Raw genomic sequence first — 18,511 nt, 5'->3', positions numbered from 1 at the left:
AACTATCGGCTACAACGAAATGGCCCCGCCCTGCCGAAGGGTTTCCAAAGATGCGAACCTCAATACCGTTGCTGTCCCTGCTCTTAGCGGGCTCCCTGGCCGCACCCGCACCGGCCGCGACAGCCGCACCCGCCCTGACCGGCCTGGACGTCTCGTCGAGCAACCGGCGCGCACCTGTTCCCGGCCTCCACGACTGGTCGAAAGCCGGTTATCGGGGCAATGGCGTGCTGCCCCGCAACAATGACGTCAACCCGAGCGCGAGCTGTCAGATCACGGCGGCCGAGCTCGCTTCCCAGTTCACCGTCCGCCCGAATGACGCGGCCGACGACACCGCCGGCCTGCAGGCCGCGATCGACACCATCAGGACGTCGTGTTCGCCGAGTGCGAGCTATTCCAAGCTCAGCCTCATCACCCTGCCCGCCGGCGAGCTCAAGGTGTCGAAGGAGCTCCACGTCGACGCCGACCACCTGATCATCAGAGGTGCCGGCGCGACGGCGACGAAGATCGTCTACACGCCCGACGCGACCACCCGCTACGACTCGCTCACCCAGGACGGCTCCGACTGGGACGAGGACGGGATGGCGTTCGGCCAGGGCAAGGGCGGCTGGCTGTGGCCGGGCCGCGGCCTGTTCCGCGTCCAGTCGCGCGGCGTGCACACCAGCTACGCGAGCGACCACTCCCGCGCCCCGGAGAACCGCAAGGACCTCTTCGAGGGCACGGTGAACGTGCACTGGAAGGCCGGCGCGAAGGTGAGCGCCGCCGCCAAGGCCGGTGACCGCACGATCAGGGTCGCCTCGGTCGCCAACATCAAGGCGGGTTCGCTGGTCAACGTCCGCGCCGCGAACTCGGTCGAGTTCTACGAGCAGCAGTTCGCCACCGGCACGCCGCACCCGTTGCTGAACATGCACATGCGGCAGCAGATCTTCACCGTCACGTCCGTCTCGGGCACCACGGTGACGCTGGACAAGCCGCTGGAGTTCGACGTCCCGGTCAACTCCACCTCGGACGGTTCCCCGGCGATCGACGGCACCGTGTACGACTCCAAGGTGTCCCCGCTGGTGGACCCGGTCCTCGGCGTCGGGTTCGAGAACTTCACCTTCACGCAGGCGATGCCTGGCCTGAACCAGGCCGACTCGGTCAACAACTACGGCAACATGTCCCCCGCCGACCAGATGCACGGCATCGTGTTCAAGTGGGCGGCGAACTCGTGGGTCCGCGGCATCCGCGCGGAGATGACCGGGTCGCACCCGATCGTCACCGAGGAGGCCAAGAACCTGCAGATCGTCGACAACGTGCTGGACGGTTCGTGGAACAAGGGCAAGGGCGGCAACGGCTACTTCCGCGGCTCGCGCGTGTGGGACTCGCTCTATGCCGGCAACACCTCGCGCAACCTGCGGCACTTCACCTTCCAGTGGTCCGCCTCGGGCAACGTCGTGGTGGGCAACGACTTCGACTCCGACCTGAACCTGCACGGCGGCTGGGAGCGCAACAACCTGTTCGAGCTCAACACCGTCCGCGTCCCCTACGCCCACCGCTCCGGCAACTGCCGCGCGAACTGCGGCGAGGAGGGCGGCGGTGGCCCCGACGACTCGAACTGGTTCCCGATCTGGTGGGGCGCCGGCAAGAAGGCCGTGAAGTGGTCGGGCGCCACCGGCCCGCGCAACGTCTTCTTCAACAACGACATGACCAAGCAACTGTCCACTGGTGGCGCCTTCTCGCCGTTCTACGCCGATCGGCAGCGCGTGTACCAGTTCGGCTGGAACGGCAGTGCCTACAAGCACCTGGACGTTTCCGGCACGGCGATCGCGGACTGGGCGAAGAACGAGCAGCGCGACTACACGGGCGGCCACGGCGTCGACGTCTCGAAGTCGGACTCGGCACGTTCCCTCTTCCTGCGCACCGTCCCTCCCGCTTTCACCGCCGGGGCCTCCACCACGATCCCGGTGTCGACCGCTGCTGAGCTGAAGTCCGCACTGGCCAACGCGCAGCCGGGCGATGTGGTCTCGTTGGCACCCGGCACCTACCGCGGTTCGTTCGTGACTTCCAGACCCGGTACGCCGAGCAACCCGATCACGCTCACCGGCCCGTCCACCGCGGTGCTGATCAACGACGGCCCGTCCGGCACCGCGCCTCCGTGCCCGGTGCCGACCGCGGGCTGGGACTCGGGCTACGGCCTGTGGCTGTACAACGCGCCGTACTGGACCATCAAGGGCATCACCGTCGCGGAGTCCAAGAAGGGCATCATCCTCGACAACTCCCACCACGTGACCATCGACGGCGTGACCGTCCGCACGACCGACGAGGAAGGCGTGCACTTCCGCCGCTCCTCCGCGGACGGCGTCATCAAGAACTCCACGATCACCGACGCCGGCGTCGTCACGAAGGCTTACGGCGAAGGCGTCTACATCGGCTCCGCGAACTCCAACTGGAAGTGCCACGGCAACTCCGGCGGCGTCGACCGCTCCGACCGCGTCTCCGTTCTCGGGAACCGGATCGGCCCGAACGTGTCCGCCGAACACATCGACGTCAAAGAGGGCACCCAGGGCGGGCTGATCTCCGGCAACACCTTCGCCGGCACCGGCATCAGCGGCGCCAACTCCGCCGACTCGTGGGTCGACGTGAAGGGCTTCGACTACCGCATCGAGAACAACACGGGCACCTTCGCCTCGCCCGGCACGTTCAAGAACGGCTACGAGACGCACAACCCGAGCACCACACCGTCGTTCGCGAACGGTTGCGGGAACGTGTGGCGCGGCAACAAGTCCGATCTCGGCGGCGTGGGCGAGTACGGCGTCTACGTCTCGTCCACGTCGAAGTGCAAGGGCAACCCGAACGTCGTGCACGCCTCGAACACGGTCACCCGCGCGAAGAAGGGCCTGACGAACGTCCCGGTCACCCCGTGACCCGGGGTTGAGGTGGTCCGATCGGTGCACGGCGGCGTCACCGATCGGACCCCCTGCTCGTCAGCCCGGCTGGTTGCCCGACGCTCGCCCCGGCGCGCCGGTCACCTGCTGGCCGCTTGTCCCGGCGTGCTGGTTGCGGCTCGCCACCCGTCCCGGCGCGCTGGTTGCCTGCTCGACGCCGGTCCCGGTGCGCTGGTGTGCCTGCTCGACGCCGGTCTCACGCGCAAACCGCCTGCTTGACGCCCTGCCAGCGACCGGTCCTTCACTCGGACGGGTGAAGCTTGTCCTGATCTGCCGCCGCGGACGTCTCATTCACGGCCGGATCACAACACCTCGATCGCCCGTGAAATAGGAAACGCGGGCCACGCACACCCGTCCACGACACCGTGTCACCGCCCTCGCCGACCGTCCCGACTCACCTGCCCCGACTCATCCGCACCGCCACTCGCATCTCACCGACCACACCCGGCAACCCCGCCGACCGCGCCCACTCACCCGACCCACGCCGACCACACCGGGCCACCGACCCGCGCCGACCGCACTCCCGGCGCACCCCGAACGCCCCTCGCTCCCGCAGCACCGACACCACGACACCCCCGCACCACTCCCCCGACGCAACCCAATGACCCAGCCCTACCGACCAAGCCCAGCGGCCCACCCTGCCCACCACGCCCCGTGGCCCACCCCGCCGGCCACGCCCGGTGACCCACCTGCCAGCCACGCCCGGTGGCCCACCCGCCGGTCACGCCCACCGGCCCGCCCTGCCGACCGCACCGACCGCGCCCACTCACCCGCCGCCGATCAGACCCCCGGCCTCACGCGTTCGCCCTCAGCGCCCGCACCTCGTCCCGCAGCGCCCGCACCTCCTGCAGCAGCAGGTCGTCGTGCGCCCCCGACCGAGGCGCGGGCAGCGTGATCTCCTCCTGCATCGCGCTGCACACCACCGCGATGAACAGGTTCAGCATCGTGAACGTCCCCACCAGCAGGTAGATCAGGAAGAAGACCCACGCGAACGGCTTTTGGTCCATCAGGTCGCGCATCACGTCCGACCACCCGTCGCCGGTGGTGATCTGGAACAGCGTCAGCAACGTCGGGCCCAGGCCGGAGAACCGCGGGTCGCCCGTGTCGCCGAACAGGTTGCTCGCGATCACGCCGCCGACGTAGACGAGCAGCACCAGCAGGCCGGACAGCGAGACCAGGCCGGGGATCGACCTCACCAGGGCCGTCACGACGCGGCGCATGCTCGGCACCATCGCGACGAGGCGCAGCGCGCGCAGGATTCGCAGCGCGCGCAAGATCGACAACGGGCCGGCCGTCGGGATCAGGGCGAGGGCGACGATCACGAAGTCGAAGACGTTCCACGGGTCGCGGAAGAACTTCCAGCCGGACGCGAACAGCCGTGCGGCCAGTTCGACCGTGAAGGTCGCCAGGGCCAGGTGGTCGATCGACGTCAGCACCGGGCCGAAAGTTGCTTGCAGGACCGTCGAAGTCTCCGCGCCGAGCGTGATCGCGTTGATCACGATCACCGCGAGGATGAACATCTGGAACCGGTTGCTCTCCACGACCGATCCGACGCGGGCGCGCACCATCATCACTTGCTTGCTCCTACCGCACAGGGGTTTCGTGACTTATCGACGGTGGAGGCGGTCCAACTGTTCACCCGATGGAGTTGATCAGCTCCAGCCGGCTCGCGGTGCGTGCGAGGTCAAGGGCTTGGCCGCCGACGATCTCGGGCAGCGTGTGGTCGCTCACCAGGGTCAGGCGGGCGTCGCGGTCGACGAGGACGTCCACGACGTTCGCGAACCGTTGCTGTGCCTCGCGATCGCAGGTCTCCAGCCGCGGTACGCCGACGATCACCCAGTCGTCGTACCGGGAAGCCAGGTCCAGGTGGTCCGCTGTGGACGTCGGCTTCTCGCACAGGTCGCCGAAGTCGAACCAGACCCGCGAGTCCACGCCGAGCGCCGTGATCGTCCGGCCGTTGACCTCCAGCACCACCGGCGTCGTCGGGACGGCAGCAGCCTTCACGATCGCGCCCGTCTCGAAACGCGAGCGCGTGCGGCCGTGCAGCGTTCGGTAGTCGATCGGGCCGTCCAGCGACACGGTGTCCATCAGCTCACGGATGATCGCGATGCCCGGCAGGAAGTGGTCGTGGTAGAGCGGGTTGGGCAGCAGCCCGTCCGGCGGGTAGTTGGAGGTGGCGATGATCATCACGCGGCGCGTCCGCAGTTCCTCCAGCAACCGGGTCATCAACATCGCGTCGCCGATGTCGTGGAGGTGGAACTCGTCGAACGCCAATACCTCGCAACGGCCGATGAGGTCCTTCAGCGCGTGAGCCACCGCACCGCGCTCGTGAAGCCGTGACGAGATCCGTGTGTGTAGCTCGTTGAAGAACGCATGGAAGTGCACGCGCCGTTTGCGTCGCACGGGCAACACGTCGAAGAACGCGTCGGCCAGGAAGCTCTTGCCCCGGCCGACCGGCCCGTGCAGGTAGACGCCTCGGCGGCGCTCCCCCAGCGCAACCAGCCGGTCCACAGCGCGCAACTGGGCCGGGTCCAACGAGTACCCGCCAGAAGACGCCCGCGCGAGAAGACGCTCCCGAAGATCCACAGCCACCCCCGCGCCAGCTTACGATCGGACCCGTGAGCAATGTCGAGGTCGAACCGGCAGAAGTGACGTGCACCTCCACCCCCGGAAACGTCGAGATCTTGGAACCGCGCGACGTGCCGTTGGGCGGGCCGCGGGCGATGTCGGTGCGCCGGACGTTGCCGCAGAAGCAGAGGTCGTTCATCGGTGCGTGGTGCTTCTGCGACCACTACGGCCCGGATGACCACAAGATGGACGTGGCGCCGCACCCACACACTGGGCTGCAAACGGTCAGTTGGTTGTTCACAGGCGAGATCGAGCACCGCGACAGCCACGGCGTGCACGCGTACGTGAGGCCCGGCGAGCTCAACCTGATGACCGGCGGCCGTGGCATCTGCCATTCCGAGGTGTCGACCACCAGGTCGACCACGCTGCACGGCGTCCAGCTCTGGCTCGCACTGCCCGATGCCAGCCGAGACGCCCCACGTGATTTCCAACACTATTCCCCGCCGGCTGTCCACCAGGGCAACGCCACCATCAAGGTCTTCCTCGGCGAGCTGGCCGGGGAGAAATCACCCGTGCGCACCTTCACGCCGTTGCTCGGCGCCGAGATCGTTCTCGAACCGAACGCGACCGTCACCCTCGACATCAAGACCGACTTCGAACACGGCGTCCTGCTCGACACCGGCGACGTCAAGATCGATGAAACCGCTCTCACCCCAGGTCAGCTCGGGTACATCGGCACTGGTCGCAGCACTCTCACGCTCTCCACGACGGCCGGCGCGCGGGTGGTCGTGCTCGGTGGCACGCCATTCGGTGAAGAGATCGTCATGTGGTGGAACTTCGTCGGGCGCACCCACGACGAGATCGCCGCCTACCGGGACGAATGGCAGGCGGAGACCGACAGGTTCGGCCGCGTCGAGGGTTACCCGGGAAACCGGCTGCCCGCGCCGCCGCTGCCCGGTGGCCGTCTGCGTCCGCGCGGCAACCCGGTGTAACTAATGTCAAAAGTCATATTTCGAACGCCTTGAAAAACGAGCTGCCATCGATTTTCCTGATCGAGGCATCCACGGAGGTTGCCGGGCGTCTAAGGAGGCATGACGAACGTGACACGAGTGGGCGCCGAGTCCGTGTTCGCCTTCATCGCACCGTCCGGGCGCCCCATGCCCGTCGAGGTCGAGCTCGGCTACCGCGCCGACGACCCGCACGCCGTGACCATGACGTTCCGCATGGGACGCCAGGAGACCGTGTGGCTGGTCAGCCGCGACCTGCTCGCCGACGGCCTGATCACCTCGGCCGGCGCCGGTGACGTGCGGCTGCGCCCGCACAACTCCACCACCGCCGTGCTCGAGCTGCAGTCCGACGTCTCGCACGCGGTCTTCCACGTGCGGTCGTCCGAGCTGCAGGAGTTTTTGAACTCCACCTACGACGTCGTCGCTCCCGGCCACGAGACCGACCACTTCGACTTCGACGTGGAACTCCGCAAGCTCCTCGACTAGTTCTCGGCTAGAACTGTCGGGTGACCCTCGACCTCGCCGCGCTCTACCGCGACCTGCACCAGCACCCCGAACTGTCGTTGCAGGAGTTCCGCACCGCCGGAGTCCTCGCCGACGCCCTGCGTCCGCTGGGCTATGAAGTCACGACCGAGGTCGGTGGCACCGGTGTCGTCGGCGTGCTGCGCAACGGTGAGGGGCCCACGGTCCTGCTACGCGCCGACATGGACGCGTTGCCGGTGCGTGAAGAGACCGGTCTGCCCTATGCCAGCACGGCGCGCGCGGTGGACGCCAACGGTGACGAACAGCCCGTGGCGCATGCGTGTGGGCACGACATGCATGTCACCTGTCTGATCGGTGCGGCCGAAGAGCTGGCGAACAGCCGTGACCAGTGGTCCGGCACTTTGCTCGTGGTCGGTCAGCCCGCCGAGGAGCTCGGATGCGGCGCGCGGAACATGGTCGCCGACGGCCTGTTCGACCGGTTCGGCAGGCCGGACGTGGTGCTCGCCCAGCACGTGGGGCCGTTGCCCGCCGGTTTTCTCGCGCACGGCAGCGGGCCGTTGATGGCCGCCAGCAACACGGTGAATGTGACGCTTCACGGGCGTGGTGGGCATGGGTCGTCGCCGGAGACCGCTGTTGATCCGGTGCTGATGGCCGCGCATGTCGTCGTGCGGTTGCAAGGCATCGTGTCGCGCGAGGTTTCCCCTAGCGAGCGTGCGGTGGTCACGGTGGGGCAGATCCACGCGGGCACCAAGGAGAACATCATCCCGGACACCGCCGAGCTCGGTATCAACATCCGGACGTTCAGCGACCACACGAGCGGCATCATCCGCGATGCCATCGAACGGATCGTGCGCGCCGAAGCTGCTGCGTCCGGCGCACCGCGTGAGCCGGAGTTCGAGTGGCGGGACGCCATGCCACCGTTGGTGTCGGACCCCGATGCGACCGCACGGACCGTGGCCGCGTTCACGGAGCATTTCGGCACTGAGCGGTTGATCCCCAACGCGGTCGTGAACGCCAGCGAGGACGTCGGCGAGTTCGGCACCGCGGCTGGTGTACCGACCGTGTTCTGGTTCTTCGGCGGTATTGACTTCAACGCGCGCACGCCCGGCCCTGTGCCTATGAACCACTCACCGGCGTTTGCACCCGATGTCGAACCAACGGTGAAAACGGGCGTCGACGCACTAGTGGTCGCGGCGAAAGCATGGCTCCAGAGCTAAGCCATTATTTTCACCCGAATGAGGCTATTACTTGAAGTAAAAACAAGCCATAGCGTATTTGGCATGACCGCGATCACCTCTACGGCCTACAGCCGAGACCTCGGCGACGAGCTGCGCCGACTCCGGGAAAAGTACACGACCATGACGGGAAGGGCGCTCGCGACCCAGCTGGGGTGGGATCCGAGCAAGGTCTCCAACGTCGAGAACGGCAAGGCGCGAGCGAGCGAGGTGGACCTCGTCCAGTTCCTCACGGCCTGCGGCCAGGACCTGGACTACATCGAGACCTTCCGCCGCCGCTACGCCAACGCCTTCGACACTTACTTCGCCCAAGTCCCGGCCAACCTGCGCACGCTGGCCATGACCGAGTCCATGGCCACGAAGATCACGAGCTACGAGGTCCTGAAGGCGCCCGGCCTGCTCCAGACGCGGGAGTACGCGCGGCAACTGCTCTCCGACACCGCGTTCCACGAACCGGCGGATGTCGAGAAATTTGTCAACCTCCGCATCGAACGGCAAACAATCCTTCGGCGACCTTTCCGCCCAGAGTGCTTGTTCTACGTCCACGAACTTGCGTTGCAACTGATCCTAGGCAACGCCCAGCTCATGGAGGACCAGTACCTGCGCCTGCTGTTCAACACCCACATCATGCGAATCGTGCCCGATCGATTCCGGACCATCGCACTGCAGGGAAAGACCACGTTGTACGAGTTCGACAAGGCCGACGCGATCACCTACAGCGAGTCGGATCTCGTCCAGGTGTTCGCACAGGACCGTGTAGCAGTTGCGCGCACACGGCAGCTGTTCAGCCATCTGGATGCCATCGCCTTGGATGAAGAACAATCGAAGAGCATGCTGGCGGAGTACATCAGCGCACTTCGAAGGGACCCCCATGGTCAGGACCGGACGTGGCGTAAGAGCACCTACAGCGGTGGCAACGGCTCGACCGACTGCGTGGAGGTCTCGCTGACCTGGGACGCGCGCGTGCGGGACTCGAAGAACACGAGCGAGCAGCTCGCGTTCTCCGGCCCCGCCTGGCGCGCCCTGGTCGGCTGGGTAGCTCAGTAGCCGTACACGAGGTCGAACGCGAGCTGTGGGTCGAACCTGCCGGCGTCGACGCCCGGTGCCTTGCCGCACCGCCCGTCGGAGTCACCCGGCACCTTCACCCACAGCAGCATCTCCGCTCCCCCGCCGGTGCGCGGGGGCGTGCCGAGCTTGCGGCCGCCGGGGTTGCACCACTCGCCGTTGTGGCCGTTGCCGTTGCGGCTGGTGTCGATCACGTACGGCTTCGCGCCACCGGCGAGCGAGCCGTTGACCGCGTTGCCGTAGGAGATCGACGCCGCCGTGGTGTGGTAGTTCGAGACGTTGATCGAGAAGCCGCGGACGTTCTGCACGCCCGCGGCACCCAGGCGCGCGGCCATGGTCGCGGCGGGCACCCACTGGGCGTTGCCCGCGTCCAGGTACGCCCAGGTGTTGGGTGCCTTGGCCTTGAACTGCTCGGTCGCGTACTTGATCATCGCGGTGCGCTCGGCGATCTTGGCCGCGTCCATGCAGTTGAAGTCGGCGAGCGAGTCGGGCTCGATGATCACAACGGCCGGGCGGGTGCCGATGCCCTCGGCGAAGGACCTGATCCAGGTCTTGTACGCCTCCGGGGTGCCCGCACCGCCGCCGGAGTGGCCGCCGCACGCGTCCCGGCCGGGGATGTTGTAGGCGACCAGCACGGGCAGCTTCGTGCCGGTCTTGCCGACGTACGCCGAAACGGCCGTTCGCACGTCACCGCTCCAGTTGCCGAACCAGCGCGCGATCGGCCGGGAGGAGATGTTCGCCTTGATCGCGGGCTGGCGGCCGTCACCGGCGTGGTCGCGCACCCACACGGCGGGGTTGGAGTCGGGGTCGACGTAGAAGCCGTCGGTGAGGCTGACCGGGCTGGCGGCGTGGGCGGACGGTGCCGCCGCGACCACCGCCAGCAGGGCCAGCAGGAGTGCTCTCTTCATGCCGAACACCCTCGCGCGAACCGCTTAACGCATGGTTAGTCCGGACTGAAGCGGCAGCAGCGGTGCGACTACCCGGCTGAACGGCCCGCTCTGCGCCCTGGCCCCGAGCGGGACCGCGAACGGTGCGGAGGAGTCGAGCACGTCGGGCAGCCTGGCGTAGACCGCCCAGTGCTCGTCCCAGGCCTGGATGACGTCCAGGTGGCCACCGGGGAGGAACCGGGACAGGTGCACGCCGGCCACCTGCCCGCTGTTGCCGAGCAACGGCAACATCCGGAAGCCACCTTCGCGGCGCAACCTCTCGATCAGCTCCGTGCTGTCCATCGCACCGTCACGTCTCCTAGTGCTCGGTTGAGTGCCTAGTGGGCGGCCAACTCTGCACTCTCCCGATAAGCGCGCACGGCCGCATCACGTTCGGGCCCGGTCCACCCGAGCGGACCAGCGATCAGGTCACCCACCCGGTCCACGACCGAGGCGCCGCCGTCGAGGTGCTCGATGGCGATTCGCGTTCGCCTGGCAAGGACGTCGTCGAGCGACAGCGCTCCCTCGTGCGTCACCGCGTACACGATCTCGGCGGCCAGGTGGCCCGCCACGTCCTCGGCCAGCGCCGGGTCCTGGGAGATCAACGCCAGCACGTCGGAGATCGCCGAGCCGTAGCGGCGCAGCAGATGTTCCACAGTGGACGCGGACAGACCGGACTCGGCGGCGACACGGGCCCGGTCTGCCCACAGTTCTTGGTGGCCAACGGCTCCGCACAACGGCAGGCGCGCGGTCAGCGACGGCGCGACGGCCTTGCCGAGGCCCGCGACCGCGGCGTTGACGACGTCGGCGGCCATCACGCGGTAGGTCGTGTACTTGCCGCCCGCGATGACGAAGAAGCCCGGTTCCGGCTCGGCCACCGCGTGTTCGCGCGACAGCTTCGCGGTGTCGCCGGACGCGCCGTCCAGCAACGGCCGCAGACCCGCATACGTGCCAACCACATCGTCAACCGACAAACTGTCGCTCAGCACGGCGTTGACATGATCGAGGATGTACGAAACATCCGAAGGAGACGCCGAGACGTCGGCCGGATCACCGTCGTACGGGGTGTCCGTCGTCCCGATGATCCAGTGAGCGCCCCATGGGATCACGAACAGCACGCTCTTCTCGGTGCGCGTGATCAGCCCGCCGTCGAGCTGGATCCGGTCCCGTGGAACGAGAACGTGCACGCCCTTCGACATCCGCACGCGGAACGGCGGCGTGCCGGGGCTCATCGAGTTCAGCGAGTCTGTCCACACACCGGTCGCACTGATCACTCGCCGAGCTCGCACCACATGCGTCACACCGGTCAGCTCGTCGCGAACCGAAGCCCCGGTGACACGACCGTTGGTACGCAACAACGACGTGACCTTCGCACGGGACACCACCGTCGCACCGTGCTGTGCGGCTGTGCGCACCAACGTGGTGACGAGCCGGGCGTCGTCCACCTGTGCGTCGTAGTAGCGGATCGCACCGGCGAAAGCCGAAGTGTTCAGCGACGGCCCGATCTCGGCCATCCGCTTACGAGAGAGGTGCCGGTGCATCGGGACCGCACCAGCGCCACCGATCGAGTCGTACAGCAGCACGCCCGCGCCGATGTACGCGCGTTCCCACTGCTTCTCCAACGGGAAGAGGAACGGCACCGGCCGCACCAGGTGCGGAGCGAGCCGGCGCAGCAGCAACCCGCGTTCCTTCAGAGCCTCACGAACCAGCTTGAACTCCAGCTGTTCCAGGTACCGCAGCCCGCCGTGGACGAGCTTGCTGGACCGGCTCGACGTCCCCGCCGCCCAGTCGTCGGCCTCGACGAGCGCGACCGAGAGGCCTCTCGACGCCGCGTCCAACGCGGCACCGGCGCCCACCACACCACCGCCGACGACGAGCACGTCGAACTCCGTGCTGTCCAGGGCGGTCAGCGAGTCGGCACGTCGAGCCGGATCCAGCCTTGCGAACACCTTCAGCTCCCTCAGCAGAAAATCAGCGAACGTCCGCGTCGACCCAGTCGAACGACTTGGTGACGGCCTTCTTCCAGTTGCGGTACTGGCGTTCCCGCTCGTCGCCCTCCATCGCGGGCTCCCAGCGCTTGTCCTCCGACCAGTTCGCGCGCAGCTCGTCCAGCGACGACCAGTAGCCGACCGCGAGACCCGCGGCGTAGGCGGCACCGAGCGCGGTGGTCTCGGCGACGACCGGGCGGATCACCGGCACGTCCAGCACATCGGCCTGGAACTGCATGAGCAGCTCGTTGGCGACCATGCCGCCGTCGACCTTGAGCTCGGTCAGCGGGACGCCGGAGTCGGCGTTCATCGCGTCGAGCACCTCACGGGTCTGGAAGGCCGTGGCCTCCAGTACGGCGCGGGCGAGGTGGCCCTTGTTGACGAACCGGGTGAGACCCACGACCGCGCCACGGGCGTCGGAACGCCAGTACGGCGCGAAGAGACCCGAGAACGCGGGCACGAAGTACGCGCCACCGTTGTCCTCGACGGAGACGCGGCCAGAGTCTCGATCTCCGGCGCCGAGCCGATGATGCCGAGGTTGTCGCGCAGCCACTGCACCAGCGAGCCGGTGACCGCGATCGAGCCCTCCAGCGCGTACACCGGGGCCTCGTCGCCGATCTTGTAGCAGACCGTGGTGAGCAGGCCGTTCTGCGACGCGACCTTCTCCGTGCCCGTGTTGAGGAGCATGAAGTTGCCGGTGCCGTAGGTGTTCTTCGCGGTGCCGGGCTCGTAGCAGGCCTGGCCGAACGTGGCGGCCTGCTGGTCGCCGAGGATGCCCGCGATCGGCACGCCCTTGAGGATCCCGCCGGGACCGCCGTGGCCGTAGACCTCGGAGGAGGACTTGATCTCCGGCAGCATGGACACCGGGATGCCCATCTCCTCGGCGATCTCGGCGTCCCACTGCAGCGTGTCGAGGTCCATCAGCATGGTGCGCGACGCGTTGGTCACGTCGGTGGCGTGCACGCCGCCGTTGGGGCCGCCGGTGAGGTTCCACAGCGTCCACGTGTCGGTGTTGCCGAACAGCAGGTCGCCGGCCTCGGCGCGCTCACGGGCGCGCTCACGGGCGCCCTCGACGTTGTCGAGGATCCAGCGGATCTTCGGGCCGGAGAAGTAGGTCGCGAGCGGCAGGCCGACCTTGGCCTTGTACCGGTCGGCGCCGCCGCCCAGCTCGCCCAGCTCGTCGACGATCGCCTGGGTGCGGGTGTCCTGCCAGACGATCGCGTTGTAGACCGGCTGACCGGTGTTCTTGTCCCACACCACCGCGGTCTCGCGCTGGTTCGTGATGCCGACCGCGGCGATGTCGCTGGTGTTGAGATCGGCCTTCGCAAGAGCCTGGCCGATCACGAACCGGGTGTTCTCCGAGATCTCCACCGGGTTGTGCTCGACCCAGCCGGCCCGCGGGAAGATCTGCTCGTGCTCCTTCTGACCCACGGAGACGATGGAGCCGGAGTGGTCGAAGATGATCGCCCTGGTGCTGGTCGTGCCCTGGTCGACGGCGAGAACGTACTGCGTCATCGAAACTGTCCTTTCGGGATGGTCAGAACACGGTCAGAACGCGAGCGAGGCGACGACACCGGCGAGCGCGCCACCGATGACCGGGCCCACGACCGGCACCCAGGAATAGCCCCAGTCGGAGTCCTTCTTGCCGATCGCCTCACCGTCCGTGCCCTTGTAGGACAGCGGGAGGATGGCGTGCGCGATGCGCGGGCCGAGGTCGCGGGCCGGGTTGATGGCGTAGCCGGTGGGACCGCCGAGCGAGGCGCCGATGCCGACGACGAGCATCGCGACGGCCAGCGGGCCCAGCTGCGTCGGGGTCTTGCCCAGCGCGAGGACCACGAAGACCAGGACGAACGTGCCGATGACCTCGCAGACCAGGTTCCAGGTGTAGCTGCGGATCGCCGGGCCGGTGGAGAAGACCGCGAGCTTGAGGCCCTCGTCGGGCGTCTCGTCGAAGTGCGGTTTGTACGCGAGCCACGCCAGCACGGCACCGAGGAACGCGCCGAGCATCTCACCGGCGAAGTAGACGAGCGTCGAGCCCACGCCGACCGGCACACCGGGGGCGAACTCGTCCGCGCCGCTGGTCAGGATGCCGATCGTGACGGCGGGGTTGAGGTGCGCACCCGACTTATACGCGATGTAGACACCGGCGAAGACACCGAGGCCCCAGCCGAAGTTGATCAACAGCCAGCCGCCGTCGAACCCCTTCGACTTGGCGAGCAGCACGTTGGCCACCACGCCCGCACCCAGCAACAGCAAGATGCCCGTGCCGAGCACCTCGCTGAGGAACACTGTCCCGAGACCCACGCTGGCCTCCCATTCGTCCTTGAACGGCTGATCACCCCGTGGTGACTGCCGCGGAACGTAATGACCCGCGTCACTCCTGCTCAACGGGTGCTGTTCGACAATGTCGACACCGCTACCGGGTGAATCTGTGACCGACCGGTCACGCTGCGCGCAGACAAGGCGTTTCGGGCGCGCAACCAGGGGTGACGGGCGTCGTAGCTGTTCGACATTGCCGACACGGGTCGTCTCAATTACGTTTCACGCGTGCCGGGACCCATCCAGTCGATCGAACGCGCCGCAGCCGTGCTGCGGCTGCTCGCCCGCGGGTCGGGCCACCACGGTCTCACGGAAATCGCCGACTCGCTCGGGCTCGCGCGCGGCACCGCGCACGGGATTCTCCGTACGCTGCAACGGGTCGAGTTCGTCGAGCAGGACTCCGCGACCGGCCGCTACCGGCTCGGCGCCGCCCTGCTGCACCTCGGCACGAGCTACCTGGACGCGAACGAGCTGCGTTCTCGATCGATCAACTGGGCCGACACGCTGGCCGCGCGGTCGGGCCAGGAGGTGCGGATCGGCATGCACCACGACGGCGCCGTGCTCGTCGTGCACCACGTGTTCCGTCCCGACGACTCGGTGCAGACACTCGGCATCGGCGCGATGCTGCCGTTGCACGCCACCGCGCTGGGCAAGGTGCTGCTCGCCTACGACCCGGACCTGTCGGCGGCGGTGCGCAAGCGTGAGCTGACGTCGTTGACGCGCCGGACGATCGTGCGCACGCAGGCGTTGGAGCGGGTGCTGACCGAGGTGCGCGGGCAGGGCTGGGCCGGCGAGGCGGAGGAGTACATGCCGGGCGAGGCGAGCATCGCCGCACCCATCCGCATCCCCGGCGGGCTGGTGGTCGGCGCGATCGGCATCTCCGGTGCCGCCGACCGGCTGTGCGACTCCACCGGACGGCCGCGCGCGACGCTGGTGCGCCAGGTCGCGCAGGCGGCGGACGCGGTCACCACCTCACTGGTCGACGAGAACTGAAGGGGTTGGCGTGCAACGCTTCGTGATGGCGATCGACCAGGGCACGACGTCGACCCGGTGCATCGTGTTCGACCAGAACGCCCGGCTGGTCGCGGTCGCCCAGCGCGAGCACCGGCAGTACCACCCGCGGCCGGGCTGGGTGGAGCAGGACGCCGTGGAGATCTGGCGCAACGTCGACCGGATCATGCCGCAGGCGTTGCGGCAGGCCGGGATCACCGCGGAGCAGGTGGTGGCGCTGGGCATCACGAACCAGCGCGAGACGTTCGTGGCGTGGGACCGGCACACCGGCGTTCCCGTTGGGCGCGCGATCGTGTGGGAGGACATCCGGACCGAGGAACTCGTTGCCTCGCTCGGGAAGCAGCCGGGTATCGAGGAGGTCCGCGAGCGGTGCGGGTTGCCGTTGGCGACGTACTTCTCGGCGCCGTCGTTGCGGTGGCTGCTGGACAACGTGCCGGGCGTGCGCGAGCGTGCGTCCCGTGGCGACGTGCTGTTCGGGACGATGGACACCTGGCTGATCTGGAACCTCACCGGCGGGGTGAACGGCGGCTTGCACGTCACGGACGTGACGAACGCGTCCCGCACGATGCTGATGAACCTCAGCACCCGGCAGTGGGACCCGATGCTGCTGGACTTCTTCGGGGTGCCCGCCGCGATGCTGCCGGAGATCCGGCCGTCGTCGGAGATCGAGGGCCGCACGACGCGGGTGGTGCCGGGGATCTCGATCACGGCGGCGCTGGGTGACCAGCACGCGGCGTTGTTCGGGCAGACGTGCTTCGAGAAGGGCTCGATCAAGGGCACTTACGGCACCGGTGGGTTCTTGTTGATGAACACCGGCAACGAGCTCGTGCAGTCGAAGCACGGGTTGCTGACGACGATCGGTTATCAGATCGGTCGCGAGCCGACGTACGCACTGGAAGGCTCGATCGCGGTCGCGGGGTCGTTGGTGCAGTGGTTCCGCGACAACCTCGGGCTGATCCACTCGGCGCCGGAGATCGAGACGCTGGCGCGGACGGTGAAGGACAACGGCGGTTGTTACATCGTGCCGGCGTTCTCGGGGCTCTTCGCGCCGCACTGGCTCGCGCAGGCGCGCGGGATCGTGGTGGGGCTGACGTCGTACATCAACAAGGGGCACCTGGCGCGGGCGGTGCTGGAGGCGACCGGGTGGCAGACGCGTGAGGTGGTCGACGCGATGAACGCCGACCTGGGCGCGCCGACGCCGGTGCTGAAGGTGGACGGCGGGATGACCGCGGACCACCTGCTGATGCAGTTCATCTCGGACGTGCTGGATATCCCGGTGCAACGGCCGCTGGTGGCCGAGACGGTGTCTTTGGGTGCGGCTTATGCGGCCGGTCTGGCGTCCGGTTACTGGCCGGACCTGGAGGGCTTGCGGCGCAACTGGCACCTGGCGGCGCGCTGGAACCCGGTGATGGACGCTGTGCACCGCGAAACCGAGTACGCGAACTGGAAGCGGGCCGTGGAACTCACGTTCGCGTGGGCCCGCTCCACTCCGTCCACTTAGGCGTCTGCAAGTACTACCGACTTGAAGTTGGTAGTACTTGCAGACGCTCCAACAGCAGGGGCTAGGAGCGGTTCTTGCGCACCCAGGCGGCGATCTCGTCGGCGTCGATCGGCAGGGCGTCCGACAGGATGTCGGCGCCGTCGCTCGTGACGACGAGGTCGTCCTCCAGCCGCACGCCGATGCCGCGCAGCTCCGGCGGCAGCGTCTCGTCGTTCGGGTGGAAGTACAGGCCCGGCTCGACGGTGAGGGCCATGCCGCGTTCGAGGATGCCCTGCTGGTAGGTCTCCTGGCGGGCGTCGGCGCAGTCGTGCACGTCCAGGCCGAGGAAGTGTCCGGTGCCGCAGACGATGTAGCGGCGGTGGTGCTGGCCGGACGGGTCGAGCGCCTTGTCGACGCTCACCGGCAGCAGGCCCCAGTCGTGCAGGCCCTCGGCGAGCACGCGCATGGCGGTGTGGTGGAAGGCGCTGTAGTCGTTGCCCGGCTTGACCTCCGCGAGGGCGGCGACGTGCGACCTGAGCACGAGGTCGTACACCTGGCGCTGCGGCTCGGTGAACTCGCCGCCGACCGGGAACGTGCGGGTGACGTCGGCGGTGTAGAGGGTCTTGGTCTCCACGCCGGCGTCGAGCAGCAGCAGGTCGGCGTCGTTGATCTGCCCGTCGCAGCGGGTCCAGTGCAGCACGGGGGCGTGCGGGCCGGACGCGACGATGGAGGTGTATCCGGGGCCGTTGCCTTCCGTGCGCGCGCGACGGTCGAACGTGCCCTGCAGCCACCGCTCTCCCCCGCCACGCACGGCTTGACCGAGCTCGGCGGCGACGTCGAGGAAGCCCTTGACGGTGGCGTCGACGGCGTTGCGCAGCTGGCCGATCTCCCAGTCGTCCTTGATCCGGCGCAGCTCGGACAACGCGGTCCGCAGCTCGTCGCTGTGCGAGCCGGTCAACGCGTCCAGCAGCGGGTCGACGCCCTTGGCGGTGAGCGTCTCGGGGTGGCGGCCTTTGAGGGCGTTCGGGAGGTCATCGATGGGCTTGGTGGTGATGCCGAGCGCCTCGGACCACTCTCGGGTGCCCGCCGCGGCGCCGATCCAGAACGGGCTGCGGTCGGCGTCGCCGAAGAAGTCGACCGTGTGCGGCTCGGAGGGCGTCGGCACGAACAGGGTGGCGTCGCCGTTCTCGACCACCACGACCGCGCCCTCGACCTGGCAGCCGGTCAGCCACACGAAGTCGCTGTCCGCGCGGAACTCGTGGAAGGTGTCGTTCGAGCGGACGTGCGCGCGTCCGGCGGCGAGGGCGATGCGCTGGCCGGGGAACTGCTCGGCGAGCCTGGCCCGGTGTGCCGCCGCGGCCTCCTTCGCGCCCGGCGGGAGGCTGATGGGGTTGTCCCACGCACCCCAGCCGTCGCGGATGTAGCTGCGGAAACCGTCCGCGTCCACCAGTTTCGCCATGTCGCGGCGTGTGCGGGCCAATTCTCGTCCTTTCCCTTTTTGATCA

General features: G+C 68.1%; 14 protein-coding genes and 1 pseudogene. 7 read left to right on the top strand and 8 right to left on the bottom strand.

All coding sequences use genetic code 11. The features are described from left to right. Window positions 1-50: 50 nt before the first annotated feature. Window positions 51-2,903: a right-handed parallel beta-helix repeat-containing protein gene (locus BBK82_RS54670; protein ID WP_154697619.1), complete on the top strand. Its 2,853-nt coding sequence runs from the start codon at window positions 51-53 to the stop codon at window positions 2,901-2,903. 815 nt (window positions 2,904-3,718) lie between these two features. Here BBK82_RS54670 and BBK82_RS32000 read toward each other — a convergent pair. Beyond that, window positions 3,719-4,495, bottom strand: a complete 777-nt coding sequence (locus tag BBK82_RS32000) for an ion transporter (protein WP_065921501.1) — start codon at window positions 4,493-4,495, stop codon at window positions 3,719-3,721. A 64-nt stretch (window positions 4,496-4,559) separates the two neighbouring features. Beyond that, window positions 4,560-5,516 carry a cell division protein ZapE gene (gene zapE / locus BBK82_RS31995; protein ID WP_071812715.1) on the bottom strand — a complete coding sequence of 319 codons (957 nt, stop codon included), beginning with the start codon at window positions 5,514-5,516 and terminating at the stop codon, window positions 4,560-4,562. Between the two features lie 26 nt (window positions 5,517-5,542). Here zapE and BBK82_RS31990 point away from each other — a divergent pair, with 26 nt between their 5' ends. The 4 genes from BBK82_RS31990 to BBK82_RS31975 all read left to right on the top strand — a co-directional run bounded on the left by BBK82_RS31990 (window position 5,543) and on the right by BBK82_RS31975 (window position 9,264). Next, a complete protein-coding gene (locus tag BBK82_RS31990; RefSeq protein ID WP_065918323.1) occupies window positions 5,543-6,484 on the top strand; it encodes a pirin family protein in 942 nt (313 codons plus the stop codon). 99 nt (window positions 6,485-6,583) lie between these two features. Further along, window positions 6,584-6,985: an SsgA family sporulation/cell division regulator gene (locus BBK82_RS31985; RefSeq protein ID WP_065918322.1), complete on the top strand. Its 402-nt coding sequence runs from the start codon at window positions 6,584-6,586 to the stop codon at window positions 6,983-6,985. Window positions 6,986-7,005: 20 nt separating this feature from the next. Continuing rightward, window positions 7,006-8,199, top strand: a complete 1,194-nt coding sequence (locus BBK82_RS31980) for an amidohydrolase (RefSeq protein ID WP_065918321.1) — start codon at window positions 7,006-7,008, stop codon at window positions 8,197-8,199. A 63-nt stretch (window positions 8,200-8,262) separates the two neighbouring features. Beyond that, window positions 8,263-9,264, top strand: coding sequence for a Scr1 family TA system antitoxin-like transcriptional regulator (locus BBK82_RS31975; protein ID WP_065918320.1), 1,002 nt, complete (start codon window positions 8,263-8,265; stop codon window positions 9,262-9,264). Here the strand turns inward: BBK82_RS31975 and BBK82_RS31970 are convergent. From BBK82_RS31970 to BBK82_RS31950, 5 genes and pseudogenes are all read right to left on the bottom strand, one after another. Then, the gene (locus BBK82_RS31970) at window positions 9,258-10,190 is read right to left on the bottom strand and encodes a glycoside hydrolase family 6 protein (protein ID WP_065921500.1); all 933 of its coding nucleotides are present in this window, start codon (window positions 10,188-10,190) and stop codon (window positions 9,258-9,260) included. The genes BBK82_RS31975 and BBK82_RS31970 overlap by 7 nt on opposite strands. A 24-nt stretch (window positions 10,191-10,214) precedes the next feature. Beyond that, a complete protein-coding gene (locus tag BBK82_RS31965; RefSeq protein WP_065918319.1) occupies window positions 10,215-10,511 on the bottom strand; it encodes a hypothetical protein in 297 nt (98 codons plus the stop codon). 35 nt (window positions 10,512-10,546) lie between these two features. Next, window positions 10,547-12,157, bottom strand: a complete 1,611-nt coding sequence (glpD, locus tag BBK82_RS31960) for a glycerol-3-phosphate dehydrogenase (RefSeq protein WP_065918318.1) — start codon at window positions 12,155-12,157, stop codon at window positions 10,547-10,549. A 22-nt stretch (window positions 12,158-12,179) separates the two neighbouring features. Beyond that, window positions 12,180-13,711, bottom strand: a pseudogene (glpK, locus tag BBK82_RS31955) (glycerol kinase GlpK). 33 nt (window positions 13,712-13,744) lie between these two features. Continuing rightward, window positions 13,745-14,500: an MIP/aquaporin family protein gene (locus BBK82_RS31950; RefSeq protein WP_065918317.1), complete on the bottom strand. Its 756-nt coding sequence runs from the start codon at window positions 14,498-14,500 to the stop codon at window positions 13,745-13,747. A 243-nt stretch (window positions 14,501-14,743) separates the two neighbouring features. Between BBK82_RS31950 and BBK82_RS31945 the strand changes: the two genes are divergently transcribed. Then, a complete protein-coding gene (locus BBK82_RS31945; protein ID WP_065918316.1) occupies window positions 14,744-15,508 on the top strand; it encodes an IclR family transcriptional regulator in 765 nt (254 codons plus the stop codon). Between the two features lie 25 nt (window positions 15,509-15,533). After that, on the top strand, window positions 15,534-17,027 hold the full coding sequence (gene glpK / locus BBK82_RS31940) for a glycerol kinase GlpK (RefSeq protein WP_065921499.1): 1,494 nt from the start codon (window positions 15,534-15,536) through the stop codon (window positions 17,025-17,027). A gap of 61 nt (window positions 17,028-17,088) precedes the next feature. On the opposite strand, the gene BBK82_RS31935 is transcribed toward glpK (BBK82_RS31940), so the two are convergent. Further along, a complete protein-coding gene (locus tag BBK82_RS31935; RefSeq protein ID WP_065918315.1) occupies window positions 17,089-18,465 on the bottom strand; it encodes an aminopeptidase P family protein in 1,377 nt (458 codons plus the stop codon). Window positions 18,466-18,511 lie beyond the last annotated feature (46 nt).

This window comes from Lentzea guizhouensis, assembly GCF_001701025.1.
GTDB lineage: Bacteria > Actinomycetota > Actinomycetes > Mycobacteriales > Pseudonocardiaceae > Lentzea > Lentzea guizhouensis.
This window is presented reverse-complemented; position numbering and strand designations above follow the sequence as displayed.